The organism is Modestobacter sp. L9-4 (assembly GCF_019112525.1).
Classification (GTDB): domain Bacteria; phylum Actinomycetota; class Actinomycetes; order Mycobacteriales; family Geodermatophilaceae; genus Modestobacter.
In genome coordinates this window covers 808384-835190 of record NZ_CP077800.1, presented here as the reverse complement: position 1 = coordinate 835190, position 26807 = coordinate 808384, and the positions used below count along the sequence as shown (strand labels likewise).

Sequence of the window (26807 nt, the reverse complement as noted above, 5' to 3'; positions counted from 1 at the left end):
GAGCCGATGATCGACAGGTGAGCTGGTCGACGGCGCCTGCGGTGGCGACACCCCGCATGATGACCCGCACCCTGGCGACGTTCTACGTCTTCGCCGCGGTCGCGGGGCTGCTGGCTGCGCTCAACACCGGTTTCACCGTGCAGGTCCGCTGGTCGATGGTCGCGCTGTCGGCGAGCGTGCTGGCCTGCGCCGGCATCGCCGTCCGCTGGGGGCCGCGCTGGCCGCGCAACGCCTTCCACGTCGCCGTCGCCTCGGCGTCGGTGCTGATCGTGGTGGCGATCCTGGTCAGCCCCGACCCGGCCACCGCCATGGCTGCGGCCACCCTCATGTCCTTCATCGCCGTCGACGCGTGCTTCTTCTTCAGCCTGCCGCTGGCCTGGGCGCACATGGTGCTGGCCCTCGGCGGCATGACCGTCGCGCTGCTGGTGCGCGGCGAGGTCCCGGCGTTCGTCACGCTCACCCTGGTCCCGATCATCATCGCGCTCGGCAGCGTCACCCGCGGCCTGGTCATCCGGGCCTCCAGCGCCAGCCGTGACCCGCTCACCGGGCTGGCCAACCGGCGCGGCTTCGACGACTCGCTGCAGGAGCTGCTCGCGGCCACGTCGCGCAGCGGCGACCGGCTGTCGGCGGTGCTGCTCGACCTCGACTTCTTCAAGCAGGTCAACGACGCCCGCGGCCACGAGGCCGGTGACCTGGTGCTGTGCCGGGTCGCCGACGTCTGGCAGCGCGAGCTCCCCGAGGGCGCGTTCTTCGCCCGGCAGGGCGGCGACGAGTTCGCCCTGCTGCTGCCCGGCGTCCGCGGCGTCGACGCCCTCGCCCTGGTGCGGCGGATCGTCCCCCTGCACCCGGAGATCTCGATGTCCTGCGGCGTCGCCCAGCACGAGCGCGGTGAGACCGCCGCCCAGCTCATGCGCCGCGCCGACCGCGCCCTCTACGACGCCAAGGCCGCCGGTCGTGGCCGCTGCGAGCTCGACGGCGACGGCGGCTCCCCGCTGGCCGGCGACCTCGCGCTCGCCCTGGCCGCCGGCGAGGTGCAGGTGCACCTGCAGCCGATCGCCGACACCACCGACGGCGCCGTCGTCGGCGTCGAGGCCCTCGCCCGCTGGACCCACCCCGAGCGCGGCCCCGTGCCGCCGACGGAGTTCGTCGCCGCCGCCGAGCAGAGCGGCCTGATCGCCGTCCTGGATGCGCACGTCGTCCGGACGGCGTGCGCGTCCCTGGCCGGCGTCCGCACCACCCGCGGCGAGCAGCTCACCCTCGGCGTCAACGTCTCCGGCCTCGAGCTGTCCGACCCCGGTTACCCGGCCCGGCTGCAGGCGCTGCTGGCCGAGACCGGCTTCCCGGCCGAGCACCTGGTCCTGGAGGTCACCGAGACCCTCATCGAGGCCGACTCCTCGATCGCCGTCGCCGCGCTGCACACCCTCCGCGCCGCGGGCCTGAAGGTCGCCATCGACGACTTCGGCACCGGCTTCTCCTCGCTGAGCCGCCTGGACACCCTGCCCGCCGACGTCATCAAGCTGGACCGCTCGCTGGTGGCCAGCATCGACTCCTCGCCGCGCCGCCAGCAGATGGTCGGCAGCCTCGCCGCCATGTGCCGCGGGCTGGGCCTGGACGTCACCGCCGAGGGCGTCGAGACCGCCGGGCAGGCCGCGGCGCTGGCCCGGATCGGCTGCGCGTTCTCCCAGGGCTGGTTCCACGGTCGCCCCGTGCCGATCGCCGAGCTGCTCGCCTCACCCGCCGTCTCCCAGCGCGCCGAGGTCGACTGCCGGGGCTGACCCCGGCCGGTGATGCTGGTCTCCGACCGCCCCGCCACCGAGAGGCCCGAGCCGGCACATGGCACTGTGGACGTCGTGTCTGCCGCCACCTCCGGGTACGACGAGTCCACGAGCCCCCCGGGTCCGCAGGACGCCGACACCCCCCGATCCGCCGAGCACGCCCGGCTGGCCGAGTCCGCCGAGATGTCCGCACCCTGGCGCATGTGGGGTCCCTACCTCGCCGGCCGCCAGTGGGGGACCGTCCGTGAGGACTACTCGGCCGACGGTGACGCCTGGGCGTCCTTCCCCTTCGACCACGCCGTGGCCCGCGCCTACCGCTGGGGTGAGGACGGGCTGGGCGGCATCTGCGACCGCTACGGGTTCCTCAACTTCTCCGTGGCGATGTGGAACGGCAAGGACCCGGTCCTCAAGGAGCGGCTCTTCGGGCTGACCAACGCCGAGGGCAACCACGGCGAGGACGCCAAGGAGCACTGGTGGGCCGTCGACGGCACGCCGACGCACTCCTGGATGCAGTGGCTCTACCGCTACCCGCAGGCCGAGTACCCCTACGCCCAGCTGCGCCGGGAGAACGCCGAGCGCACCCGCCTGGAGCGGGAGTACGAGCTGTCCGACACTGGTGTCCTGGACGAGGACCGGTTCTTCGACGTCCAGGTCACCTACGCCAAGAACGCCCCGGACGACGTCTGCATCGTCGTCAGCGCCACCAACCACGGCCCGGACGCCGCCCCGCTGCACCTGCTGCCGCAGGTCTGGTTCCGCAACACCTGGTCCTGGGGCCACGACAAGCGGCAGGGCACGCTCACCCAGCTGCTCGCGCCCACGCTGACGGTGAACGGCGTGGAGGCGGTCGAGGCCGAGCACGGCTACCTCGGCCGCTACGTGCTGACCGCCGAGGGCACCCCCGAGGTGCTGTTCTGCGACAACGAGACCAACGCCGTCGCGCTGTTCGGCGCGCGCAGCAACACCACGCGCTACCCCAAGGACGGCATCAACCGCCGCGTCGTCAACGGTGAGAAGTCCGCGGTGAACCCGGCCGACACCGGCACCAAGGCCGCGTTCTGGTACTCCTGGGACGCCGTCGCGCCGGGGGAGACCGTGACGGTGAAGCTGCGGCTGCGCCCGGCCGAGCCCGACACGGAGATGTTCGGCGCCGAGTTCAACCGCGTGCTGCGCACCCGGCGCACCGAGGCCGACGACTTCTACGCCAACGTCATCCACCCCGAGCTGTCCGCCGACGACCGGCACGTGGCCCGCCGCGCCTACGCCGGGCTGCTGTGGACCAAGCAGCTGTACCGCTTCGACGTCGCCCAGTGGCTCGACGGCGACCCCGACGTCCCGGCCCCGGAGTCCCGGCGTGGCAGGGGCGGGCGCAACACCAGCTGGCGGCACCTGGCGCTGGCCGACGTCATCTCCATGCCCGACGAGTGGGAGTACCCGTGGTTCGCCGCGTGGGACACCGCCTTCCACACCCTGCCGCTGGCGCACGTCGACCCCGACTTCGCCAAGGAACAGCTCGTGCTGATGTGCCGCGAGTGGGCGATGCACCCCAACGGTCAGCTGCCGGCCTACGAGTGGGCCTTCGGTGACGTCAACCCGCCGGTGCACGCCTGGGCCGCCTGGCACGTCTACCGGATCGACGGCTACCGCGACCGCGCGTTCCTCATCCGCGTCTTCACCAAGCTGCTGCTGAACTTCTCCTGGTGGGTCAACCGCAAGGACGCCGACGGCTCGAACGTGTTCGAGGGCGGCTTCCTCGGCATGGACAACATCGCGCTGTTCGACCGCTCCGCGCCGCTGCCCCCGGGCTACCGGCTGGAGCAGTCCGACGCGACGAGCTGGATGGCGTTCTACTGCCAGCAGATGCTCAAGATCGCCCTGGAGCTGTCCCGCGAGAACCAGGCCTGGGACGGCGTCGCCACCAAGTTCTTCGAGCACTTCCTCGCCATCGCGGAGGCGATGAACGCCTTCGGGTCGCAGGAGGTCAAGCTCTGGCACGAGGACGACGGCTTCTTCTACGACGTGCTGGTCGCCCCCGACGGGACGGCGGAGCCGCTGCGGGTGCGGTCGATGGTCGGGCTGCTGCCGATCCTGGGCGCCACCGACATCCCGGCGTGGGTGAGTACCCAAGTTCCCGACGTCGCCGAGCGCGTGCGGTGGCTGCAGAAGCGCCGTCCCCAGCTGATGGGCCCGCTGCGCAGCCGGTCGGCACCCGAGGGCCGCAAGATCCTGCTGTCGCTGGTCGACCGGGACCGCCTCGCCCGGATCCTGCAGCGGATGTTCGACACCGAGGAGTTCCTCTCCCCGTTCGGCATCCGCTCGCTGTCGAAGTCGACGGGGCAGGTGATCGCCAAGGTCGGCGGCCGCGACGCCTCGATCGAGTACGAACCTGGGGAGTCCCGCACCGGGCTGTTCGGTGGCAACTCCAACTGGCGCGGGCCGGTGTGGTTCCCGGTCAACGTGCTGCTGGCCGACAAGCTGCGCACCCTGGGCAGGCACTACGGCGACACGTTCACCATCGAGATCCCCACCGGCTCGGGCAACCGCTGCACGCTGGTCGACGCCGCGGACCTCATCGACGCCAGCCTCACCCGGCTGTTCCGCCCGGTCGACGGCAAGCGCCCGGCCGACGGCGACCGCATCGAGTCCAGCGACTCCCCGCTGTGGCGCGAGCACCCGACGTTCAGCGAGTTCTTCGACGGCGACACCGGCGAGGGCCTGGGCGCCACCCACCAGACCGGCTGGACGGCGCTGGTCGCGCACCTGCTCAACCCGCGGCTCCCACCCGACCCCCGCTGGGCCGGCTGACCGGCTGATGGAGTCCCAGCGCTGCAGAAAGCGAGCGTTGGGACTCCATCAGCGGGGGTCAGGCGATGCGGCGGGCGGAGTTGAAGCCCCACATCCGGTCGACGCTGGCGATGCGGACGACGTCACCGGTCGTCGGCGCGTGCACCATCTTGCCGTCGCCGATGTAGATGCCCACGTGGCCGACCGGGTTGTAGAAGAACACCAGGTCACCGGGGCGCAGGTCGGCCTTGGAGACGGGCGTGCCCACGGTCGCCTGCGCCCGTGAGGTGCGCGGCTCCGAGATGCCGGCCGCCCGCGCGGCGTACTGGACGAGGCCGGAGCAGTCGAAGCCCCGCGGGCTGGACCCGCCCCAGGCGTAGGGGGTGCCCTGCTGGGCGAGTGCGGTGTCGACGATCTTCTGGGCGGCCCAGTTCGGTGCGACGACGTGGCTGGGGGCCGACACCGCGGGGGCGCCGCCCGGAGCCGAGGCCTGGGCGGCGACGGGGGTGAGCATGAGGCCCGCGCCGGTGAGCAGGGCGAGAGCCGCTGCCCGGGTGGAGCGACGGGACGTGGCAGTGCGCATGGTCGTCACGGACGACGTTTCTCCTGGTTCTCCGCAACCGCCTACCGAGTTAGCTGACGGGTTCGGGCGGGGAACTCGCCCGGCGCGGCGGCACACGTGTGCCGGTCGCGCTTCACCCCAGAACTGCGATGGGTCCCCGGCCCGGGCTCGCGGCCGCCGGTGCTGCGCGGCCGTCCGCCCGGTTCGGCGGTCCCCGCCGGCTCGTCGCCGTGATCGGCGACAGGTGGAACACAGCGGGTTCCCGGAACGTATGGCGGACTCCCGGTGATCGCATGGGCACGCGCAGCGTCGTGAGGGGCTCCGCCACGCCGACCGACGGACGACTCGCCGGAGCTGACCTGGGTGGCTCCGCGGCGAGCGGTGTCCCGAGCACGAAGACGCCTTGTCGTCCCGCTGCGCGCGTTGCCGACACAGCGTGACCGGCCGGACACCCCGACGGCCCGAGGCGGGCGACGCGCGGTCGGCTGCGCCGGCTGCTCCCGGTCGCCTCCGGCAGTTTCGTGGCGTGGACCACAGAAAGTCCTTGACGACGAGCATGACCGGGGTCATAGTCCTCAGACATCTGAGCAACACATCAGAGGGGTTGGGACATGCCGAAAGTGGCCGTGCTGCACACGAGCTTCGTCTTCGTGACCGTCGAGCCGGTGATCACCGACCTGATCGGGGAGTTGATCCCGGACGCCGAGATCCTGCACTTCGTCGACTCCGACGTGCTGGCCACGGTGGTCCGGGAGCAGGGCATCTCGGAGAGTTCCGAGGCGCGGATGGTGCACCTGGCACAGGCGGCCGAGGCCGCGGGCGCCGACGTCATCTTCAGCGCCTGCTCGTCCCTGGGGCCCACGCTGGACGCCGCTCAGCGCGCCGTCGGGGTGCCGGTCGTGAAGATCGACCAGGCGATGGCCCGGGAGGCGGCGACCTTCGACCGGATCGGTGTCCTGGCCACCGTCCCGACCACCCTGGGCCCGACCAGCGACCTCATCGCCGCCAGCGCCCGGGAGGCCGGCCGCGACCCGCAGATCGTGCAGCGGCTGTGCCCCGGCGCCTTCGACGTCCTCATGGGCGGCGACCGGGCCGCGCACGACGACATGGTCGCCGAGCAGGCCGCGGCGCTCGCCCGGGAGGTCGACGTGATCGTCCTCGCCCAGGCGTCGATGCGTCGCCTGGTCGGCCGGCTGGAGGAGGAGACCGGGCTGCGTGTGTTCTCCAGCCCGCGCTCCGGTGTCGAGCTGCTGGCTGCCACGGTCCGCGAGACCGTGCGGTGACGGCAGCCGCCCTCCGCCCCCGGAGCCATCGCGAGCTCACCGAGGGGCAGGCCGCCCCGCGGCCCGTGCCGGGGGCCCGGCAGCGCATCCGCGAGATGAACGCCCGGGCCGGACGCCGGATCGTCGTCCTGGACGACGACCCGACGGGCAGCCAGGTCGTGCACGACGTCCCGGTCCTCACCAGCTGGGACGACGAGGACCTGCGCTGGGCCTTCGCGCAGCCGGCCGGCACCTTCTTCGTGCTGACCAACAGCCGCAGCCTCGGCGAGCAGGCCACCCGCGACCTGCTCGAGGACGTCGACAGCCGGCTGCAGCGCGTCGCGGCCGAGCTGGGCACCGAGGTGGTGGTCCTCAGCCGCTGCGACTCGACCCTGCGCGGTCACTACCCGCTGGAGACCGACGTCCTTCAGGCTGCGGCCACCCGCCGCGGCACGCCCTACGACGCGGTGCTGCTCGCCCCCGCCTACTTCGACGCCGGCCGCGTGACCGTCGACGACGTGCACTACGCCCGGGTCGACGACAGCTTCCTGCCGGTCGGGCAGACCGACTACGCCACCGACGACGCCTTCGGCTACGCCAGCTCGAACCTGTTGGAGTGGGTCCAGGAGAAGTCCGGTGTCGACGCCGCGCTGGTGCACCGCATCTCCCTCACCGACATCCGCACCGGCGGGGTGGAGCACGTCACCGACCTGCTGCTCGAGGCGCGGGACGGCGCGGTCGTCGTCGTCAACGCCCTGGAGGAGAGCGACTACGAGATCGTGGTGCTCGCCCTGGGCGCCGCCGAGGCCACCGGGTGGCGGGCGGTGTGCCGGGTGGGTCCGGGCTTCGTGCCGGTGCGGGCCGGGATCGACCGCCGCGCGCCGCTGGAGCCGGCCGAGATGGCGGCCGGCCGCGGGGGCCGGGGCCTGGTGGTCATCGGCTCGCACGTCCAGCTCACCACCCGTCAGGTCGACGCGCTGCTGGAGCTGCCCGACCTGGTCAGCGTCGAGCTCGACGTGCCGGCGCTGCTCACCGACGACGGGGCCGCCGAGCTGGAGCGCTGCGGCACCGCGCTGCTCGCCGCCGAGGGCGACGTCGTCCTGATGACCAGCCGCACCCGCTTCGTCGGGGCCGGCGGCGAGGCCAGCTTGGACGGCGCGCGCAGGGTCTCCGCCGGGCTGGTCGAGCTGACCCGCCGGGCCGTCGGCGCCACCGAGCTCGCCTGGGTGGTGGCCAAGGGCGGCATCACCTCCCACGACGTCGCCACCGAGGGACTGGAGATCCGCCGCGCCACCGTGCTCGGGCAGCTCTTCCCGGGGATCGTCTCGGTGTGGCGGGCCGAGCCGGCCGCGGACGGCGACGACCGCCTGGCCGGCCTGCCCTACGTCGTGTTCGCCGGCAACGTCGGCGACGACACCACCCTCCGCGACGCGGTGCAGGTGCTGCGGCAGGTGCCCGGTGCGTGACCGGGGCACGGGGACCCTGACCCGGGCGTACCGGGAGGGCTGGGCGCTGGGCGCGTTCTCCACCTACACGCAGGAGATCACCCAGGCGATCTGCCGGGCCGCCGAGGACGCCGGGCGACCGGTCGTCGTCCAGGCCGGCGCGAGCGCCTTCGTCCACGCCGGGCTGGAGGAGCTCGCCGCGCAGGCGGTGCTCGCCGCCGACCGCGCGACCGTGCCGGTGGGGGTCCACCTGGACCACTCCCGGGACCTGGCCCAGATCGAGGCGTGCCTGCGGGCCGGCTACACCTCCGTGATGGTGGACGGGTCGCACCTGCCCTTCGAGGACAACGTCGCGCTGACCCGCGAGGCGGTGGCCCTGGCCGCGGCCCACGGGGCCTGGGTGGAGGGCGAGCTCGGGGCCGTCCCCGGTGACGAGGACGTCTCGCAGTCCACCGCCGCCGGGGAGCTGACCGACCCCGCCCGGGCCGCGGAGTTCTCCGCCCGCACCGGCATCGACGCCCTGGCGGTGGCCGTGGGCAACGTGCACGGCACGGCCGCGGGCCCGACACCGCTGGACCTCGACCGGCTGGCGGCCATCCGCGCCGTCGTGGGCGTCCCGCTGGTGCTGCACGGCGCCTCGGGACTGCCGGTGCCCGAGCTGCACGCGGCCCGGGCGCTCGGGGTGGCCAAGGTCAACGTCAACACCGAGCTGCGGGTCGCCTTCCTGGCCGCCCTCACCGAGTCGCTGCCCGAGGTCACCCCCGGAGCAGACGTCGCCCGTGCCCTGGGACGTGCCCGTGAGGGCGTCCAGGGTGTCGTACGCACCAAGATCTCGGCCCTCTCCGACGCCGTCGGTGCCGAGTCCGCACGTCCGTGAACCGTCCCCACTCTCCACGAGGAGTCGCCATGCGCAGCGTTGCCATCCGCGGATCTCTGACCGCCGCCGTCGTCCTGTCCCTCGCCGCCTGCAGTTCCGGGGCAGGCAGCCCGGGCACCGGCAGCGCCGACGCGGCCGGAGCCGGGGCCCAGGTGCAAGGTGGGTCGGCCAGCGACGTCGGGAGCGACACCTACGTCTTCCTGCCCAAGTCGCTGAACAACCCCTACTGGGTCGACGCCCGCAAGGGCATGGAGGCCGAGGCGGCGAAGCTGGGTGTGAAGGCCCAGTTCCTCGGGCCGGACACCGACGACGCGGGCAAGCAGGTCGAGATCTTCGAGTCGGTGCTCGCGCAGAAGCCGGCCGGCATCGCGGTCTCGCCCAACGACCCGGCCAGCGTCATCAACATCGTCTCCCAGGCCCGGGCCGCCGGGATCCCGGTCATCTCCTGGGACGGCCCCGTGCCCGACAGCGAGGTGATGGGCTACATCGGCACCGACAACGTCGCCGCCGGTGAGCGCCAGGCCGAGGCACTGGTCGCCGCGATGGGGGAGACCGGCAAGATCGCGATCGTCACCGGCTCGCTGTCGGCCACCAACCTCGTGCAGCGCCTGGACGGGCTGAAGAAGGGGCTCGCCGCGCACCCGGGCATCGAGATCGTGGCCACCGAGACCTCCGACGAGTCGATCGCCGGGGCCCAGTCCAAGGCCGAGACCCTGCTGCAGGCCCACCCGGACCTCACCGGCATGGCCGGCATCAGCGGGTCGGACCTCCCCGGCATCGCCGGTGCGCTCAAGGCCGCCGGCAAGTGCGGCGACATCAAGGCCGTCGGCTTCGACGTCGTCCCGCAGAACATCACGGCCATGCAGGAGAAGTGCGCCGACGCGGCCATCGCGCAGAAGCCGTACGGGATGACCGCGCAGGCCCTGGACATCCTCAAGGGCCTGCACGAGGGGAACTCCGACCAGCCCGCCGACTTCAACGTCGACACCGGCGTCGAGGTGGTCACCCCCGCGAACCTCGACGACTACATGGCCACCGGCCCGCACTGACCCGGTCCAGCGAGGCAGAGGCAGGAGGGTCATGACGGCGCCACAGATCGCGATGCGCGGCATCGTGAAGAGCTACCCGGGTGTCAAGGCACTGCGCGGGGTCGACCTGGTGGTCGCCCCCGGGCAGGTCATGGGCCTGGTCGGGGAGAACGGCGCGGGCAAGAGCACGCTGCTGAAGGTGCTCGCCGGGGCCGTGTCGGCCGACGAGGGGACGATCGAGGTCGAGGGCCGGCCCGTCGACTTCCGCTCCCCGCGGGACGCCCAGGCGGCGGGGATGGCGGTGATCTACCAGGAGCTCATGCTCGCCGAGGACCTGTCGATCGCCGAGAACGTCTACGCCGGCCGGGAGCCGATGACCCGCTTCGGCACGGTCGACTTCCGGACCATGCGGCGGGACACCGCACGGCTGCTGGCCGAGCTGGGGATCGACGCCCTGCCCACCCAGGAGGTCGGCCGGCTGAACGTCGCGCGGCGGCAGATGGTCGAGATCGCCAAGGCCCTGTCGATGGACGCCCGGCTCATCGTGATGGACGAGCCGACGTCCTCCCTCACCGAGGACGAGGTCGAGACGCTGCTCGACGTCGTCCGCGGCCTGCGGGACCGGGGGGTGAGCGTGGTCTACGTCAGCCACCGCATGCGGGAGGTGTTCGCCGTCTGCGACGCGATCACCGTGATGCGCGACGGGGAGCTGGTCGGCGTCACCCCGGTCAGCGACACCACCCCCGACCGGGTCGTGAAGATGATGGTCGGCCGCGACCTGGTCGACATGTACGGCCAGCGGTCGGCCCCCCGGCCGGCCGGCACCCCGGTGCTGGAGGTCCGCGGCCTGTGCGCCGGCCCCCGGGTGCAGGACGTGAGCTTCTCGGTGGCCCCCGGGGAGATCGTGGGGATGGCCGGGCTGATCGGGGCCGGGCGCAGCGAGACGGCGCTGGCGGTCTTCGGCGACGGCCGGGTCACCGGTGGGCAGGTGCACGTGGACGGCGTCCAGGTGCACCTGCGCAACCCGCGGGAGGCGATCGCCGCGGGCATCGCCTACGTGCCGGAGGACCGCAAGCAGCAGGGCCTGTTCCTGGGCCTGCCGATCCGCAGCAACATCTCCTCCGCCTGCCTGGACGAGCTGTGCAGCAAGGGCGTGGTGTCCGGCCGCAAGGACCGCACGCTGGCCCAGCGCATGTCCGAGGACCTGCGGGTCAAGGCGGCGTCCCCCGAGGTGGCCGTCGGGACGCTGAGCGGGGGCAACCAGCAGAAGGTGGTCCTCGCCCGGTGGCTGGCCCGCCAGCCGAAGGTGCTGATCCTCGACGAGCCGACCCGCGGGGTCGACATCGGGGCGAAGGCCGAGATCTACCGCCTCATCCGCACGATCGCCGCCGATGGCGTCGCCGTGCTGATGATCAGCTCCGAGCTGCCCGAGGTCCTCGGGCTGGCCGACCGGGTCCTCGTCATGCGCGAGGGGCACCTGGTCGGCGAGTTCGGCTACGGGCAGGCGGACGAGCAGCAGGTGATGGCGCTTGCGACCGGACTCCACGAGATGGCCTCGTGACCAGACAGGAGACGACGACGTGTCCACGGTGATCGGGGCCTCCGCGCCCCCCACAGCTCCCCAGGGTGCGGGCGACCGCTCCCGCAACCGCCTGCGCGCCGTGCTCGGGGCGCGCGAGGCAGGCCTCGCAGCCGTCGTGCTGGTGGTCGTGCTCTTCCTCGCCCTGCGGGCGCCCTTCTTCCTGACCAGCGGCAACCTCATCGTGGTGGGGCGCCAGGCGTCGCTGTCGCTGATCATCGCGGTCGGGATGACCTTCGTGATCCTGGCCGGGGGCATCGACCTGTCCGTCGGTTCGACGGTGGCGCTGGTCAGCATCATGGCCGGTGAGTTCATGGTGAACATGCACGTGAACTACGTGCTGGCCGCCGTCCTCGCGGTGCTCGTCGGGGTGGTGGTCGGCCTGGTCAACGGGGCCATCGTGGCGGCGTCGTCGATACCACCGTTCGTCGTCACGCTCGGCATGCTGGCCGTGGCCCGCGGGCTGGCGCTGGGGATCACCCAGGGCCAGACCCTGAGCGGGCTGCCGGCGGACTACCTCGTGCTGGGCCAGGGCTCGCTCGCCGGCATCCCGATCCCGATCTGGATCGCCGTGGCCGTGGCCGTGGTCGCCCACCTCGTCCTGGCGCGCACCCGGTTCGGTCGCAACGTGTACTTCGTGGGCTCCAACGAGCAGGCCGCGACCCTGTCGGGCATCCACGTGCGCCGCACGAAGGTGGTCATCTTCGCCATCGCCGGTGGGCTGGCCGGCCTGGAGGGCATCATCGAGACGGCCCGGCTCAGCGTCGGGCAGCCCGCGGCCGGCAACGGCTACGAGCTGGTGGCGATCGGGGCCGTGGTCATCGGTGGGGCCAGCCTCTTCGGTGGGCAGGGCAGCATCCTGGGCACCGTCCTGGGGACCCTGCTGCTCGCCCTCATCCAGAACGGCCTGATCCTGCTCGGGATCTCCGCCTACTGGCAGCAGGTCTTCAGCGGTGTCGTCATCGTGGCCGCGGTCGGGCTGAACATGTGGCGGCAGACGCGCGGGCGGGGCAAGTGAGTTGCACCTACGCTCCACAGGTCAGTCATCAGAGGTGGGGAGGCGTGAGGATGGGCAGTCGACGAGCTCTGGCCGAGGACCTGGCCGACGAGATCGTCAACGACATCCTGGCCGGCACCTACCCACCGCACGCCCCGCTGCCGAGCGAGACCGAGCTGGCCGAGCTGGCCGGGGTCAGCCGGCTGACGGTGCGCGAGGCGGTCAAGGCGCTGGCGGCCAAGTCGGTCGTCCGGGTCGAGCACGGTCGGGGGACCTTCGTGAACCCCTCCGACCACTGGTCGGTCCTGGACCCCGTCCTGCTGGTCGCCCGCTCCTCCCAGGGTGAGGACCGGCTGGCGCTGCCGCGCAAGCTGATCGAGGCGCGGCGGGTGGTGGAGGTGGCGGTCGCCGAGCTCGCCGCCGAGCGGCGGTCGCCGGAGGACGTGCAGCTCCTGGAGGGCTCGCTGGCCGACATGCGGGCAGCGGCCGAGGCGCAGGACACGGCCGCGTTCGTGGCCGCCGACATCGCCTTCCACCAGCAGGTGATGGACGCCGCGGGCAACACGTTCCTGGCCTCGCTGTTCGACCCGCTGGCCCGGATCCTCCAGCTCACCCGGCACCAGACCAGCGCGCACGCGCCGGTCCGGGCACACGCCATCGAGCACCACGAGCGCATCCTCGAGGCCGTGCGCCGGGGGACCCCGACCACGGCCGGCCGGATGATGCGCGACCACATGAAGCAGACCGAGCGCGACATGGACACCTACGTGCTCGACCCCGGTGCGGCGATGCTGGACATCCGCGCCGGCGACGGACGTGTCGGTGGCCCGGTGGGCCCCCGCACCACCCGCTGAACCGTCCCCCCTCTCCACCAGTCAGCCCGTGCACCGGCCGCCCTTCGGCCGGTCTCGAGCGATCCCTCCTGCCGGTCCCTCCCGGGACCCGGCTCCCTCCCAACCGCAGAGGAACCCCCATGACCACTCTCGTCACCGGTGCGCACGGCAAGGTGGGGCGCGCCGCCGTCCAGGCCCTGCTCGACGACGGACAGGACGTCCTCGCGACCGACCTGACCCGCTCCAGCTTCGAGCGCCGCGAGCCCGGCACCGCCCGGTACTACCAGGCCGACCTCACCGACGCCGGTGAGGCGTTCGCCGTCGTGCGCGGCGCCGACACCGTCGTGCACGTCGCCGCCATCCCCGAGCCCGGCGGCAACCCGCCGCACGTGGTGTTCCAGACCAACCTGATGGCCACCTTCAACGTGCTGGAGGCCGCGATCCGGTTCGGGGTGAAGCGCTTCGTCTACATCTCCAGCGAGACCGTCCCGGGCTTCTTCTTCCCCGAGCGGCCCTTCCTGCCCGAGTACGCACCCGTCGACGAGCTGCACCCGGTCCGCCCGCAGGACCCCTACGCGCTGTCCAAGGCCTTCAGCGAGCAGCTGATGGACGCCGCGGTGCAGCGCTCGGACATCCAGGTCATCTCCCTGCGGCCCAGCTGGGTGCAGAACGTGGACAACTACGAGCGGAACCTCGGCCCGCAGATCCGGGACGCGTCGGTGCTCAGCCCGAACCTGTGGAGCTACATCGACGCCTACGACCTGGCCGACGCGATCGTGCTGTCCACGAAGTCCGAGCTGCCGGGCCACGAGGTCTTCTACATCGCCTCACCGGACAACGTCGGCGGCCACGACTTCGCCGCCGTCCTGCACCAGTACTACGGGGACCAGATCGAGCTGCGGCCCCTCGACCGGGTCGACGCCTCCGGCATCAGCTCCAAGCTGGCCATGGAGAAGCTGGGCTGGACCCCGAAGCGCTCGTGGCGCGACTACCTGGACGCCGACGGGCGCGCGCTGCCCAAGGACTAGTCGTCCTGCGGGTCGGGTGGCGGCTGCCGGTCGCCACCCGACCCGGAGCGCACGTGGTCGAACAGCCGGGCGTCGTCGGCCCGCAGCAGGCCGGCGTCGCCCGCGTCGGCGAACAGCCGCGCCGCCGCAGCCGCGACCGGCGTCTGCAGGCCGGTCCGGTCGGCCTCGTCCAGCACCAGGTGCAGGTCCTTGACGAACAGCTGCACGGCGCTGCGCACGGTGCCGTCCGGCCCGGCGACCATGCGGGCGCCCCGGTCCTCGAGCATGAAGGAGGCCGCCGCGCCCTGGCGGACCGTGTCCCAGGCCAGCCGCGGGTCGATGCCCAGTCGCTCCGCCAGTGCCAGCGCCTCGGCGGCGGCGGCGATGTGCACCCCGCACAGCACCTGGTTGACCAGCTTCATCGCCTGGCCCTGCCCGGGCTCGTCCCCGACGGGGACCACCTCGCCGAAGACCTCCAGCAGCGCGGTGTCCTCCGCCCGTGCACCGGCGGCCATGACCAGCAGCTCGCCGGTGGCCGCACGCGTGACGCCGCCGCTGACCGGCGCGTCCACGACGCGGACCCCGTCGGGCAGCTGCAGCCCACGCACCCAGTCGGGCCCGAGGGTGCCGAGCAGGACCACCCGGCTGCCCGGCCGCAGGGACGCGGCGGCGCCGTGCTCGCCGAACAGCGCCTGCGTGGCCTGCTCCGGCGTCGCGACCATCACCATCAGCACGTCGCAGCCGGCCGCGGCGAGCGCCGGGGTCCCGGCGCCGACCTCCGGACCGCCGTGGGGGTCGTACGCCCGGACGTCGTGCCCGGCTGCCCGCAGGCGCGCGGCCATCGGGGTGCCCATGGCGCCCAGCCCCAGCCAGGCGACGATCTGCGGGTGGTCGGTGGCGACGGGTGCGGACACCACCGCACGGTAGCCCCGCGGGAGGGGGAGGAGGGGAGCTCCCGGTCGTCCACCCGAGTGGGCGACGACCAGCTCCTGCACAGCCGTCCTGCCTAGTATCGGAGCCGAGAACGCCGGGTCGGCAGGTGCCGGAGCGGCCCGCGCAACCGATCGAAGGAGATCCAGGTGGCTGTCAGCCTCAGCAAGGGCGGGAACGTCTCACTCACCAAGGAGGCCCCCGGGCTGAAGACGGTGATCGTCGGGCTGGGCTGGGACGCCCGCACCACCGACGGCAAGCCCTTCGACCTCGACGCCTCCGCGATCGGCCTCGGCGCCGACGGCAAGGCACCGGCCGACGAGTACTTCGTGTTCTTCAACAACCTGCGCAGCCCCGACGGCGCCATCGAGCACACCGGCGACAACCTCACCGGTGAGGGCGGCGGCGACGACGAGCAGATCAAGGTCGACCTCGCCGGCGCCCCGGCCACCCTGGACCGCGTGGTCTTCCCGGTCTCGGTCTACGAGGCCGACGAGCGCGGGCAGAGCTTCGGCCAGGTGCGCAACGCCTTCATCCGCGTGGTGAACGCCGCGGACAACCGCGAGATCGCCCGCTACGACCTCTCCGAGGACGCCTCCACCGAGACCGCCATGGTCTTCGGCGAGCTGTACCGCAACGGCAGCGACTGGAAGTTCCGCGCCGTGGGCCAGGGCTACTCCGCGGGCCTCGGCGGCATCGCCCGCGACTTCGGCATCAACGTCTGACGTCGCAGCCGGCGGCGGTCACCCGCCGCCGGCCCCCCCCGCGGGTGCCACACGGACAGAGAGAAGGAGCTCGACATGGGCGTCAGCCTCGCCAAGGGCGGCAACGTCTCGCTGACCAAGGAGGCCCCCGGCCTCACCGCCGCCGTCGTGGGCCTGGGCTGGGACGCCCGGACGACGTCGGGCTCCGCGTTCGACCTCGACGCCTCCGCGCTGCTGGTCAACAGCGTGGGCCGGGTGCTGTCGGACGAGCACTTCGTGTTCTTCAACAACCTGACCTCGCCCGACGGCTCGGTCGAGCACACCGGCGACAACACCACCGGCCTCGGGGACGGCGACGACGAGGCGATCAAGGTCGGCCTGGCCACCGTGCCCGCCGACGTCGACAAGATCGTCTTCGCGGTGTCGATCTACGACGCGGAGACCCGGCGGCAGTCCTTCGGGCAGGTGCGCAACGCCTACATCCGGGTGGTGGACGCCGACGACGGCGCGGAGCTCGCCCGCTACGACCTGTCCGAGGACGCCTCCACCGAGACGGCGATGATCTTCGGCGAGGTCTACCGGCGCGGCACGGAGTGGAAGTTCCGCGCGGTCGGGCAGGGCTACACCTCCGGGCTCGCCGGCATCGCCACGGAGTTCGGCGTCAACGTCGGATGAGCGTGGTTGGCTGCACGCGCGGGGCGCCGGTGCCCCGCGTCCGGAAGGGAGCCTGAGGTGCCGATCGACTACACCAAGAAGCCCCGCGAGCAGGCCCCTGCCGCGACGGCGCCCCCCGCGGCGACCCCGGGCAAGGTGACGCTGACCAAGTCCGCGCCCACCGTGTCGCTGACCAAGTCCACCGGCGGCGGCGGGGTCCTGCGGGTCAACCTGAACTGGACCTCGCGCCCCAGCGGCGGCTTCCTGCGCAAGCGCGAGCCGGACGTCGACCTGGACCTCGGCTGCCTCTACGAGTTCACCGGCGGGCGCAAGGGCGTCGTCCAGGCCCTCGGCAACGCCTTCTCCGTCACCGCGCCGGGTGCGGCCTCGCCGACCATCTGGCTCGACGGCGACGACCGCTCGGGCAGCAACTCGGCGGGGGAGAACCTCCACGTCGACCTCGGCCAGGCCGCGGCCATCTCGCGGGTCCTGGTGTTCGCCTACATCTACAAGGGCTCGGCCAACTGGGCCGGCGCCGACGGCCTGGTCACCCTCACCCCGGCGTCCGGGCCCTCGATCGAGGTGCACCTCGACGAGCCCCGTGACGGTGCCCGGACCTGCGCGATCGCGCTGCTCACGCCCACCGGCGGCGACCTCGCGGTGCGCCGCGAGGTCCGCTACGTCGACGGGACCCAGGCCCAGCTCGACGCGGCCTACGACTGGGGCATCCGCTGGGGCGTGGGTCGCAAGTGAGCGGTCCGGGAACCCCGGACGCCCCGCCGTCGTCTGACGGGCCGGACCACGTGCACGGGACAACCACAGAGGAGTGGCATCGATGAGCGTCAACCTGAGCAAGGGCCAGAAGGTCAGCCTGTCCAAGCGGGACGGCGGCTCGCTGACCCGCGTCCGCATGGGCCTGGGCTGGGACGCGGTCAAGAAGAAGGGCTTCTTCGGCGGCGGCAAGGCCCAGTCGATCGACCTCGACGCCTCCGCGCTGCTGCTGGACGCCTCCGGCAACCTCGTCGACCAGGTCTGGTTCCGCCAGCTGCGCAGCTCCGACGGCTCGGTCCTGCACACCGGTGACAACCGCACCGGCGCCGGTGACGGCGACGACGAGGCGATCCAGGTCGACCTGTCCCGCGTGCCGGCCTCGGTCACCAACGTCGTGTTCACGGTGAACTCCTTCACCGGCCAGGACTTCTCCTCGATCGCCAACGCCTTCTGCCGGCTCATCGACGAGACCACCGAGACCGAGATCGCCCGCTACGAGCTCACCGGCTCCGGCTCGCACAACGCGCAGATCATGGCGCGGGTGACCCGCGACGGCGCCGGCTGGTCGATGACCGCGCTCGGCGTCCCGGCGTCCGGGCGCACGTTCCGCGACCTCATGCCCGCGGTCTCCAGCGCCCTGTAGTCCACCCGACCGATCCGTCGTAGGAGGAACCCCCGTGTCCGAACTGGACCTCAGCGCGTCGTCGGGCACCCCGACGGCCACCCCCGCCGCCGCGCCGGCGGCGGGTGCGCTGGTGCTCGCCCCGCCGGCGCCGGTCGTCGTCGTGGCCCCGGAGCAGGCCGCCGGCGCCGTCCCCCTCGACGACGGCAAGGCGGTGGCGCTGCGCAGCCGGGCCGACGCCTTCGTCGCCGACCTGGTGTCGCTGGACTCGAAGTCGCCGGCCTTCGCCGAGAAGGTCGCGTCCATCACGAACATGGGCGACAAGGAGATGCGCTCCTCCGCGGCGGTCTCCAACCGCATGCTGGAGCGCCCGGCCGCGGCGATGGGCAAGGGCGGCAAGGTCGCCGACGCCCAGACCCGGGTCTCCAACACCCTGGTCGACCTGCGCACCACCGTCACCGACCTGGACCCCAACCGGGCCGACCTGACCGGGGTCAAGAAGGTGCTCAAGTGGATCCCCGGCGGTGACAAGGTCGACCGCTACTTCGCCAAGTACCAGTCGGCGCAGTCGCACCTGGACTCCATCATCAAGGCGCTGGACTCCGGTCAGGACGAGCTGCGCAAGGACAACGCGGCCATCGAGACCGAGAAGACCAACATGTGGGCGCTGATGGGCACCCTGCGCGAGTACAACGAGCTCGCCGCCGCCCTCGACGGTGCCCTGGAGCAGCGGATCGCCGAGCTCGAGGTCGCCGGCCGCACCGAGGACGCGAACACCGTGCGCTCCGACGCGCTGTTCCCGGTGCGCCAGCGGCGGCAGGACATCCAGACCCAGCTGGCGGTCGCGGTGCAGGGCTACATGGCCCTGGACCTCATCCGGCGCAACAACCTGGAGCTCATCCGCGGGGTCGACCGGGCGCAGATCACCACGATCGCCGCGCTGCGCACCGCGGTCATCGTGTCGCAGGCGCTGAGCCGGCAGAAGCTGGTGCTCGACCAGATCAACGCGCTGAACACGGTGACGTCGAACCTGATCGAGTCCACGTCGGAGCAGCTGCGCATCCAGGGCGGGGCGATCAACCAGCAGGCGGCGTCGGCGACCATCGACGTGGCCAAGCTGCAGGCCGCCTTCGACAACGTGTTCGCCACCATGGACGCCGTCGACACCTTCCGCGCGCAGGCCGTGGACTCCATGGCGCAGACGGTGCAGGCGCTGGAGGGCCAGATCCAGCGGGCGCAGCCCTACCTGGAGCGCACCCGCCGGAACGAGATCACCGGCGGGTGAGCGCACTGACCGGTGCGGGCAGCGGGGGGAGGGACGGCGGTGGCGTGGTTCAAGCGCCCTGAGGTCGCCTCCCGCGTGGTCGCCGAGCTCACCCCCGAGCCCGAGGACAGCCCGAGGGCCCTGCGCGCGGCGCTCACCGACGTCGACCGGTTGGTCAACGCCTCCGCCGGCCGGCTGCCGCTGGCCGCGGTGGTCGCTGCGCGGCGGGTGACCGACGCGCTCCGCGAGGTCGTCGACGCAGCCGACGTGCGCCCGCTGGACGTCTACGCGGTCATCTCGGTGCGGGCCACGGCCACGGACTACCTGCCCACCACGGTGCGCAGCTACCTGGCCGTGGACGACGACCTCGTCGACGTGCCACGGGCCAGCGGCCGGACCCCGGCGGAGTCGCTCCTCGAGCAGCTCGACGCCCTGGAGACCTCGGCGCTGGCGGTGCGCGACGCCGCGCAGCACCAGGACGTCGACGCGCTGATGACCCAGGGCAGCTTCCTGCGCACCAAGTTCTCCCGATCGGACCTCGAACTGTGAAGGACGCCTGATGGCGGCGATGAGCCGCGGTGCCAACGTCGCACTGACCCGGGAGATCCCGGGACTGACCCGGATCGTCGTCGGGGTCTCCTGGAACGCCGGGGCCGAGCGGCTGGTGCAGGACAACCTGGTGCTCGGCACGGTGCTGTGCGACGCCGACAGCAGGGCGCTCTCGGCCGAGCACTTCGTGTTCTTCAACCAGCTCACCTCCCCGGAGGAGTCGGTCGCCCAGCGGGAGACCGCGCTCGCGGGCGACGACGAGCAGGTCGAGATCGACCTGGCGGGCGTCCCGGCCGAGGTCAACCGGGTCGTGGTGGTGCTCTACCTCAACGACGGGACGGCGCAGCGGCGCACGCTCGGGCAGCTGCGCGAGCTCACCGTCGTGGTGCGCGACGCAGCCGACAGCCGGGAGCTGGTGCGCTCGGAGAACCTGGCCACAGCGCTGTCGGGGGAGACCGCGCTGGTGCTCGGTGAGGTCTACCGCCACCAGCGGGACTGGAAGTTCCGGGTGCTGGGTGCGGGCTACACCAGCGGGATCGCCGGCATCGCCGCCGACTACGGCCTGCCGCTGTGACCGGGCTGCCGCTGTGATCGGGCAGCCGCCGGCGTCGGCGCCGCCGCGGCCGGACCTGGCCTGGCTGCGGCACCGCACGGTGCGGCCGGTCCCGGGCACGGCCCCTGCACCCGAGCCGTCGCGGCCCGCCGCCACGCCTGCCGCGCTGCCTGCTCCGCCGGCTGCCGCCTCGCCTGCCCGGTCCGTCGGGCTGGACCTGTCGGAGCCGTCGTCCGGGCTCGACCTGTCGGCGTCCGCGCCGTCACCGGCCCGCCCGGCGTCGTCGCTGGACCTGTCCTCGTCGCTGGACCTCTCCGGGCCGCCCGCCGCCCCGGCGCCGGCCGCACCGCGGCCGGACTCGCTGGACCTCTCCGGGCCGCCGGCCGCTCCACGGCCGGACTCGCTGGACCTCTCCGGCCCGCCGGCCACCCCGGCGCCGGCTGCCCCGCGGCCGGACCCGCTGGACCTCTCCGGGCCGCCTGCCGCTCCGGCGGCTGCCCCGCGGTCGGCGTCGACCGCCCAGCGGTCTGCACCGCTGGACCTGTCGGACCCCCTCGACCTCTCCGGTCCGGCGGCGCCCGCGCCGTCCGCCGTCCCCACGGCCTCGCGGGACCTGTCGAACCCGCTGGACCTCACGCCCGCGCCTGCATCGGCAGCGCCTGCAGCAGCGGCGCCGGTCCGGGCGCCTGCGGCTGCCGAGCCGCCGGCCCGCCGGACGGTGCCCCGGCTCGCCCCGGGCGGCCGGGTGATCCTGACCCGCCGCGACCCCACGGTGACGCTGACCCGGGTGCAGTCCGGCGTCGGCACGCTGACGGTGGAGGCGATCGCCTCGGCCGCGGTCGGGGACGTGCGGATCGGTGCGCTCTACGAACTCGCCGACGGCACCTCCGGCATCGTGCAGCTGGCCACCGGCATCGGCACCGCCCCGCCGCAGTCCCGCCGTCCGGTGGTCACCGGGGCGCAGGGCGCGCACGAGAGGCTGACGGTCGACCTGCGGCAGTCCCGCGCGCTGCGCCGGCTGCTGGTCTACGCGTTCTCCGAGTCCGGCCGCGAGCTCGACTGGGGCGGCACGCTGCGGGTGACCACCTTCGGCGGCGCGCGGGTCGAGGTGCCGCTGGACGTCGGGCGGCACGCCGGTCCGGTCGCGGCGCTGTCGCTGTACGCGATCGCCGGGGAGCACGTGCTGCGCGCCGAGCGCGAGCTGGTCACCGGCGCGGTGCGCGAGGTCGCCCAGGCGTTCGGCTACGACCGGATCACCTGGGCCGACGGCGCCACCCCCGTCCTGTGAACCCGAGAGTTCACGCGGCGGTGGGCGACCGCGCCCGCTGAGCCGCACTAGCGTCGGCCGCCCGTCCCTGACCCGCACCCACCCAGCCACCGGTGGTCGTCCTCCCGAGGTCCTCATGCGCCACTTCGACAACCTGACCGGCGCGGACGAGGCGCGGCTGTTCGCCCTGCCGCCCCAGCCCTTCACCGCCGCCGACGACCCGGCCGTGCTCGGCCTCGCCCTCGGCGCCACGCTGTACAGCCCGGCCACCCGGCCCGCGCTGGCGGCCGACCTCGCCCGCAACCGGGCCGCCGGCGTGCTCAGCGCCGTCCTGTGCCTGGAAGACGCGATCGCCGACGCCGACGTCCCCGCCGCCGAGCAGAACGTCGTCGCCCAGCTGCGCCGGCACGCGGCCACCGCCCCCGACGGCCCGCTGGTGTTCATCCGGGTGCGGTCTCCGGAGCAGGTCCCGGCCCTGGTGGCGGAGCTGGGTGAGGACGTCGGCGTGCTCACCGGCTTCGTGCTGCCGAAGTTCACCGCGCGCACCGGCCCGGCGTTCCTGGCCGAGGTGGTCGCCGCCAGCGAGCGCACCGGCCGGCTGCTGCGGGTCATGCCGGTGCTGGAGTCGCCGGAGATCGCGCACACCGAGACGCGGGCGGCGGCGCTGCTGGGCATCCGTGACCTGCTCGCCGCCCACCGGCAGCACGTGCTCGCCGTCCGGATCGGCGCCACCGACCTGTCGGCGACCTACGGGCTGCGCCGCAGCCGGGAGCTCACCGTCTACGACGTGCGGGTGCTGGCCGACGCCATCGCCGACATCGTCAACGTCCTCGGCCGCGCCGACGGCACCGGCCACGTCATCACCGGCGCGGTCTGGGAGTACTTCTCCAGCCCCGAGCGGCTGTTCAAGCCCCAGCTGCGGCAGACCCCGTTCGACGAGCACCAGGAGCGCGCGCTGCGCACCGAGCTGATCCGCCGCGACCTCGACGGGCTGATCCGCGAGGTGGTGCTCGACCGGGCCAACGGCCTGTCTGGCAAGACGGTCATCCACCCCTCGCACGTCGCCGCGGTGCACGCGCTGTCGGTGGTCACGCACGAGGAGCACAGCGACGCGCTCGCCGTGCTGGGCACCGGTGGCGCCGGTGGGGCCGCCGCGTCGGCGTTCCGCAACAAGATGAACGAGTCCAAGCCGCACACCGCCTGGGCGCTGCGGACGCTGCAGCGGGCCGCGGTGTTCGGCGTCGCCCACCCGACGACGTCCTTCGTCGACCTGCTCGGCGCGGCCCTGTGACGGTCTGGAGCGGGCAGTGGACCGCCGACCGCCTCGACGCCCGGCTGACCACCACCGCCGGGGTGGGCGGCCTGGTCGCCGAGGACCTCGTCGGGATGGCGCTGCGCCGCAACCCGCGCCGCGCGCACCTGCTGGTCAGCCGGGTGCTGGGCAAGCACGTGCCCACCGACCCGCGGCTGGTGCACGGCGCCGGCCGGCTGCTCGGCGCCCTGGTCGCCGACCGGCTCACCGGGACCCCCGGCGGCCTGGCCGAGGAGGGTGGCGCGCTGGTCGCCGCGGCGCTGCGCGGGGACCCCACGGCGTCGTCCCGGCTGCTGGCCGCCCTCGACGCGCAGCTGCCGGCCACGACCGCGGACGCGCTGGTGCTCGGCTACGCCGAGACCGCCACCGGGCTCGGGCACTCCGTCGCCGACCAGCTGCGCGCGCCCTACCTGCACTCCACCCGCCGTCCGGTGCCCGGGGTGGCAGCGGTGGGCGCCTTCGAGGAGTCGCACTCGCACGCCACCAGCCACCTGCTGCTGCCCGAGGACCCTGCACTGCTGGCCGGGCCGCGGCCGCTGGTGCTGGTCGACGACGAGCTGTCCACCGGCGCGACCGTCATGGACACGGTCCGCGCCGTGCAGGCGGTCGCCCCCCGGTCGCGGTACCTGGTCGCCGCGCTGGTCGACCTGCGGTCGGCCGCCGACCGCGCCGCGCTGGCCGGGTTCGCCGAGCGCACCGGCGTGCAGATCGAGGTGGTCGCCCTGGTCAGTGGTGCGATCGCGCTGCCCGCCGACGCCCTGGCCCGGGGCGCGGCCCTGGTCGAGCAGCACGGCCGGCCGGCGGTCGAGGCCGGCTCGGCCGCGGCGGAGGTGCGCTCGGTGACCGGCTGGCCCGCCGGCGTCCGGGACGGCGGCCGGCACGGCTTCCCCGACTCCGAGCGGCCCGCCTTCGACGCCGCGGTGGCCGCCGTCGCCGCGCAGCTGCGGCCCGGCCTGCCGGCAGGAGCGGGGGAGCGACTGCTGGTGCTGGGCACCGAGGAGCTGATGTACCTGCCCACCCGGCTCGCCGCCGAGCTCGCCGGGCTGCTGGCCGGCGACGGCGTCGAGGTCGTGTTCTCCAGCACCACCCGCTCGCCGGTCGTCCCGGTCGACGAGCCCGGCTGCGCGATCCGCACGGCGCTGACCTTCCCCGCCTCCGACGACCCCGCCGACGGGCCCGGCCCGCGGTTCGCCTACAACGTCGCCCCGCCCGCCGGCGCCGCACCGTTCGACGCGGTGCTGCTCGTGCTCGACGACGCGAGCACCGGCCGGGACGGCGACCTGCGCGCCCAGCTGGCCGCGGTCAGCGCGGGGCCGGTCACGGTGCTCACCGTCCCCGGTTCCCGCCCGGGCGCCCGGTGACCGGCGCCCTGCCCGACCCGCTGCACGGCCCGGCGTTCGGCTCCTACCGGGCCGAGGAGGTCAGCTGGCTGCTCACCGACCTGTCCGGGGCCGACCTGGAGGCGCCGGTCGAGGAGCGCGAGGAGGCCGTGCAGTCCGGCGCTGCGCACTACTCGGAGTCGCTGCCGGTGGAGTACCAGCCGGGGCCGGCCTACCAGCAGCTGTTCGACCGGGCGCTGGCCGACTCCGCCGAGACGCTCGCGCACGCCGTCGGGCTGGTCACCGAGCTGGTGCTCGCCGAGCGGGAGCGGCCGCCGGTGCTGGTCTCCCTGGCCCGGGCCGGCACGCCGGTCGGGATCCTGGTGCGCCGCTGGGCGCAGGCGGCGCACGGGCTGGACCTGCCGCACGCCGCCCTGTCGATCCTGCGCGGGCGCGGCATCGACCAGGTGGCGCTGTCCTGGCTGGCCGCCCACCACGACCCGCGCGACGTGGTCTTCGTCGACGGCTGGACCGGCAAGGGTGCGATCAGCCGTGAGCTGGCCACGTCGGTGGCGCAGGCGAACGCCGCGCTGCCGGCCGGGCGGGGCTTCGCACCCGACCTGGCGGTGCTGGCCGACCCCGGCTCCTGCACGGCCACCTTCGGCACCCGGCGCGACTTCCTGATCGCCTCGGCGTGCCTGAACTCCACGGTGTCCGGGCTGGTGTCGCGCACCGTGCTCACCGACCGGCTGATCGGCCCCGGCCAGTTCCACGGCGCGAAGCACTACGCCGACCTGGCACCGGCCGACGTCTCGGCGCGCTTCCTGGACACCGTCAGCGGCTCCTTCGCTGCTGTCGCGGACCGGGTGGCGGCCGACCTGCCCGCGCTGCGGGCCTCCGACCGCACGCCGACCTGGTCGGGCTGGGCGACCGTGCAGCGGCTGGCCGCCGAGCACGGCGTCGCCGACCTGAACCTGGTCAAGCCCGGGGTGGGGGAGACCACCCGGGTGCTGCTGCGCCGGGTGCCGGAGAAGGTGCTCGTCCGGCGGGACGCGGTGCCCGACCTGGCCCACGTGCTGCTGCTGGCCGACGAGCGCGGCGCCGCGGTCGAGCTCGTCGACGACATGCCCTACGCCTGCGTCGGCCTGATCCGCCCCCTCGGGAGGGACGCGTGACCCGCACGCTCATCGCCAGCGACCTCGACCGCACGCTCGTCTACTCCGCCGCCGCCGCGCCCTCGGGCGGCCTGGTCGCCGACCCCGCGGGCCCGGGCACCGCCGGCCTGGTCGTGGTGGAGCGGCACGAGGGCCGGGACGTGTCGTTCATGACTCCTGCCGCCGCCACCGCGCTGGCCGCGCTCGCCGCCCGTGAGGTCGTCGTCCCGGTCACCACCCGCACGCCGGCGCAGCTGGCCCGGGTGCGGCTGCCCGGACCGCCGCCCCGGTACGCGGTCGCCGCGAACGGCGGCGTGCTGCTCGTCGACGGCGTCCCCGACCCCGCGTGGGCCGGACAGGTCGCGCGCGCGGTGGCCGGGGTCGCCCCGCTCGCGGCGGCGCTGGCCGAGCTGACCGAGGTGTGCCGACCGGAGTGGGCCGGGCCGCCCCGGGTCGCGGCCGACCTGTTCTGCTACATGGTCGTCGACCGGGCGGCCCTGCCGCCGGCCGCCGTCGCGCGGCTCACCGCCTGGGCCCGGGACGGCGGCTGGTCGCTGTCGGTGCAGGGCCGCAAGGTCTACCTCGTGCCCCTGCCGCTGCAGAAGTCCGCGGCGGCCCTGGAGGTGGCCCACCGGGTCGGCGCCGAGGTCGTCCTGGCCGCGGGGGACTCCCTGCTCGACGTCGACCTGCTCGCCGCCGCCGACCGGGCGGTGCACCCCGGGCACGGCGAGATCGCCGCCAGCGGCTGGTCCGCACCCTGGGTCGAGGCGCTCACCAGCACCGGCGCGGCCGCCGGGGAGGAGATCGTCGCCTGGTTCGCCGCGCACACCCAGGGCGTGGCGCCCCGCGACCGCAGCGCCGGCACCGCCGTCCGGTAGGCCGGGACCCGGCACACACCTCGTTGTGGCAGTGTCGTGACGGCCGGTGCGCGCGCCAGCACCCAGACCCCCACCACCCCCACCACCCTGCCGCGGACCCCGCGGCGCCCGACCAGAGCGAGGCACGCACCCGATGAGCACCGACGGCAGCACCCACCCCACCGAGCCGGGCTCGACCGGGCACGTCCCCACGGCCGGCGCCACCTCCGTGGGCACCCCCGAGGTCACGCCCGCCCCCGGCACCGACGGCACCGCCCCCTACGGCACGACCAGCGACGGCACGACCAGCGAGGGCACGATCGGCGACGGCACGACCGGGGAGACCAGCGGCTCCGGTGAGCCCGGCTGGGTCTCCCGCAACACCAACCTGCTGATCTCGGCGCTGCTGGTGGTCATCGTGGCCGCGCTGGCCATCGCGGCGGTCGTGCTCTACCGCAACCAGCGCGACGACTCGAACGCCGACACCGAGGCCGCCGTGACCCAGTTCCTGTCCGGGCAGAACCTGCAGGTCGAGACCATCGACTGCTCCGGCGACACCTGCGCGGTCATCGTCGGCGGCCAGGCCGCCACCGTGCTCGTCCAGGAGGACGACAAGGGCGACCAGCACTTCGGGGTCAGCGCCTACAGCGGCAACTGACGCCCCGACGACGAACGCCCCGCACCCGGTCTCCGGGGCGGGGC

At 73.8% G+C, this 26807-nt stretch carries 25 protein-coding genes and 1 riboswitch; of the genes, 23 read left to right on the top strand and 2 right to left on the bottom strand.

What is annotated here, in order from left to right:
• Nucleotides 1-17 precede the first annotated feature (17 nt).
• Nucleotides 18-1775 (top strand): bifunctional diguanylate cyclase/phosphodiesterase, encoded by a 1758-nt coding sequence (locus KUM42_RS03920; RefSeq protein WP_237495112.1) that lies wholly within the window; start codon nt 18-20, stop codon nt 1773-1775.
• A gap of 75 nt (nt 1776-1850) precedes the next feature.
• Entirely contained in the window at nt 1851-4580 is a 2730-nt protein-coding gene (locus tag KUM42_RS03915; protein ID WP_237495110.1) for a glucosidase, read from the top strand.
• A gap of 58 nt (nt 4581-4638) precedes the next feature.
• Here the strand turns inward: KUM42_RS03915 and KUM42_RS03910 are convergent, their stop codons facing one another.
• Nucleotides 4639-5142 (bottom strand): C40 family peptidase, encoded by a 504-nt coding sequence (locus KUM42_RS03910; protein WP_237495108.1) that lies wholly within the window; start codon nt 5140-5142, stop codon nt 4639-4641.
• Nucleotides 5143-5184: 42 nt separating this feature from the next.
• A riboswitch (cyclic di-AMP (ydaO/yuaA leader) is annotated at nt 5185-5295 on the bottom strand.
• A 437-nt stretch (nt 5296-5732) separates the two neighbouring features.
• Here KUM42_RS03910 and KUM42_RS03905 point away from each other — a divergent pair.
• The 8 genes from KUM42_RS03905 (at nt 5733) to KUM42_RS03870 (ending at nt 14170) form a co-directional block, all read left to right on the top strand.
• Nucleotides 5733-6404: an aspartate/glutamate racemase family protein gene (locus KUM42_RS03905; RefSeq protein ID WP_237495106.1), complete on the top strand. Its 672-nt coding sequence runs from the start codon at nt 5733-5735 to the stop codon at nt 6402-6404.
• Nucleotides 6401-7849, top strand: coding sequence for a four-carbon acid sugar kinase family protein (locus KUM42_RS03900; RefSeq protein ID WP_237495104.1), 1449 nt, complete (start codon nt 6401-6403; stop codon nt 7847-7849). Before KUM42_RS03905 ends, KUM42_RS03900 begins: the two co-directional genes overlap by 4 nt.
• Entirely contained in the window at nt 7842-8705 is an 864-nt protein-coding gene (locus KUM42_RS03895; RefSeq protein ID WP_237495103.1) for a class II fructose-bisphosphate aldolase, read from the top strand. Before KUM42_RS03900 ends, KUM42_RS03895 begins: the two co-directional genes overlap by 8 nt.
• Before the next feature lie 29 nt (nt 8706-8734).
• On the top strand, nt 8735-9754 hold the full coding sequence (locus KUM42_RS03890) for a sugar-binding protein (RefSeq protein WP_237495101.1): 1020 nt from the start codon (nt 8735-8737) through the stop codon (nt 9752-9754).
• 31 nt (nt 9755-9785) lie between these two features.
• Nucleotides 9786-11294 (top strand): sugar ABC transporter ATP-binding protein, encoded by a 1509-nt coding sequence (locus KUM42_RS03885; protein ID WP_237495099.1) that lies wholly within the window; start codon nt 9786-9788, stop codon nt 11292-11294.
• A 19-nt stretch (nt 11295-11313) separates the two neighbouring features.
• Nucleotides 11314-12330, top strand: a complete 1017-nt coding sequence (locus KUM42_RS03880; protein WP_237495097.1) for an ABC transporter permease — start codon at nt 11314-11316, stop codon at nt 12328-12330.
• Between the two features lie 50 nt (nt 12331-12380).
• On the top strand, nt 12381-13163 hold the full coding sequence (locus tag KUM42_RS03875; RefSeq protein ID WP_237495095.1) for a FadR/GntR family transcriptional regulator: 783 nt from the start codon (nt 12381-12383) through the stop codon (nt 13161-13163).
• A 119-nt stretch (nt 13164-13282) separates the two neighbouring features.
• Nucleotides 13283-14170, top strand: a complete 888-nt coding sequence (locus KUM42_RS03870) for an NAD(P)-dependent oxidoreductase (protein WP_237495094.1) — start codon at nt 13283-13285, stop codon at nt 14168-14170.
• Here the strand turns inward: KUM42_RS03870 and KUM42_RS03865 are convergent.
• Complete coding sequence (locus tag KUM42_RS03865) at nt 14167-15063, bottom strand: NAD(P)-dependent oxidoreductase (protein WP_237495092.1); 897 nt, start codon at nt 15061-15063, stop codon at nt 14167-14169. The genes KUM42_RS03870 and KUM42_RS03865 overlap by 4 nt on opposite strands.
• Nucleotides 15064-15228: 165 nt before the next feature.
• Here KUM42_RS03865 and KUM42_RS03860 point away from each other — a divergent pair, with 165 nt between their 5' ends.
• The 13 genes from KUM42_RS03860 (at nt 15229) to KUM42_RS03800 (ending at nt 26763) form a co-directional block, all read left to right on the top strand.
• Nucleotides 15229-15804, top strand: coding sequence for a TerD family protein (locus tag KUM42_RS03860; protein WP_237495090.1), 576 nt, complete (start codon nt 15229-15231; stop codon nt 15802-15804).
• Nucleotides 15805-15879: 75 nt separating this feature from the next.
• Entirely contained in the window at nt 15880-16458 is a 579-nt protein-coding gene (locus KUM42_RS03855) for a TerD family protein (RefSeq protein ID WP_237495088.1), read from the top strand.
• A gap of 57 nt (nt 16459-16515) precedes the next feature.
• Nucleotides 16516-17190 (top strand): hypothetical protein, encoded by a 675-nt coding sequence (locus KUM42_RS03850; protein ID WP_237495087.1) that lies wholly within the window; start codon nt 16516-16518, stop codon nt 17188-17190.
• An 82-nt stretch (nt 17191-17272) separates the two neighbouring features.
• Nucleotides 17273-17851 (top strand): TerD family protein, encoded by a 579-nt coding sequence (locus KUM42_RS03845; protein ID WP_237495085.1) that lies wholly within the window; start codon nt 17273-17275, stop codon nt 17849-17851.
• A gap of 34 nt (nt 17852-17885) precedes the next feature.
• On the top strand, nt 17886-19115 hold the full coding sequence (locus KUM42_RS03840; protein ID WP_237495083.1) for a toxic anion resistance protein: 1230 nt from the start codon (nt 17886-17888) through the stop codon (nt 19113-19115).
• A gap of 39 nt (nt 19116-19154) precedes the next feature.
• Nucleotides 19155-19643 (top strand): hypothetical protein, encoded by a 489-nt coding sequence (locus KUM42_RS03835; RefSeq protein WP_237495081.1) that lies wholly within the window; start codon nt 19155-19157, stop codon nt 19641-19643.
• Nucleotides 19644-19653: 10 nt separating this feature from the next.
• Nucleotides 19654-20217: a TerD family protein gene (locus tag KUM42_RS03830; RefSeq protein WP_237495080.1), complete on the top strand. Its 564-nt coding sequence runs from the start codon at nt 19654-19656 to the stop codon at nt 20215-20217.
• Between the two features lie 13 nt (nt 20218-20230).
• Nucleotides 20231-21484, top strand: coding sequence for a hypothetical protein (locus KUM42_RS03825; RefSeq protein WP_237496715.1), 1254 nt, complete (start codon nt 20231-20233; stop codon nt 21482-21484).
• A gap of 115 nt (nt 21485-21599) precedes the next feature.
• The gene (locus KUM42_RS03820) at nt 21600-22754 is read left to right on the top strand and encodes an HpcH/HpaI aldolase/citrate lyase family protein (protein ID WP_237495078.1); all 1155 of its coding nucleotides are present in this window, start codon (nt 21600-21602) and stop codon (nt 22752-22754) included.
• Nucleotides 22751-24136: a phosphoribosyltransferase domain-containing protein gene (locus KUM42_RS03815; RefSeq protein ID WP_237495076.1), complete on the top strand. Its 1386-nt coding sequence runs from the start codon at nt 22751-22753 to the stop codon at nt 24134-24136. The genes KUM42_RS03820 and KUM42_RS03815 overlap by 4 nt, the downstream gene beginning before the upstream one ends.
• A complete protein-coding gene (locus tag KUM42_RS03810) occupies nt 24133-25269 on the top strand; it encodes a cysteine protease StiP family protein (protein WP_237495074.1) in 1137 nt (378 codons plus the stop codon). The genes KUM42_RS03815 and KUM42_RS03810 overlap by 4 nt, the downstream gene beginning before the upstream one ends.
• Nucleotides 25266-26126, top strand: coding sequence for an HAD family hydrolase (locus KUM42_RS03805; protein WP_237495073.1), 861 nt, complete (start codon nt 25266-25268; stop codon nt 26124-26126). Before KUM42_RS03810 ends, KUM42_RS03805 begins: the two co-directional genes overlap by 4 nt.
• A gap of 133 nt (nt 26127-26259) precedes the next feature.
• Nucleotides 26260-26763, top strand: a complete 504-nt coding sequence (locus KUM42_RS03800; RefSeq protein ID WP_237495071.1) for a hypothetical protein — start codon at nt 26260-26262, stop codon at nt 26761-26763.
• The last annotated feature ends 44 nt before the right edge of the window (nt 26764-26807 follow it).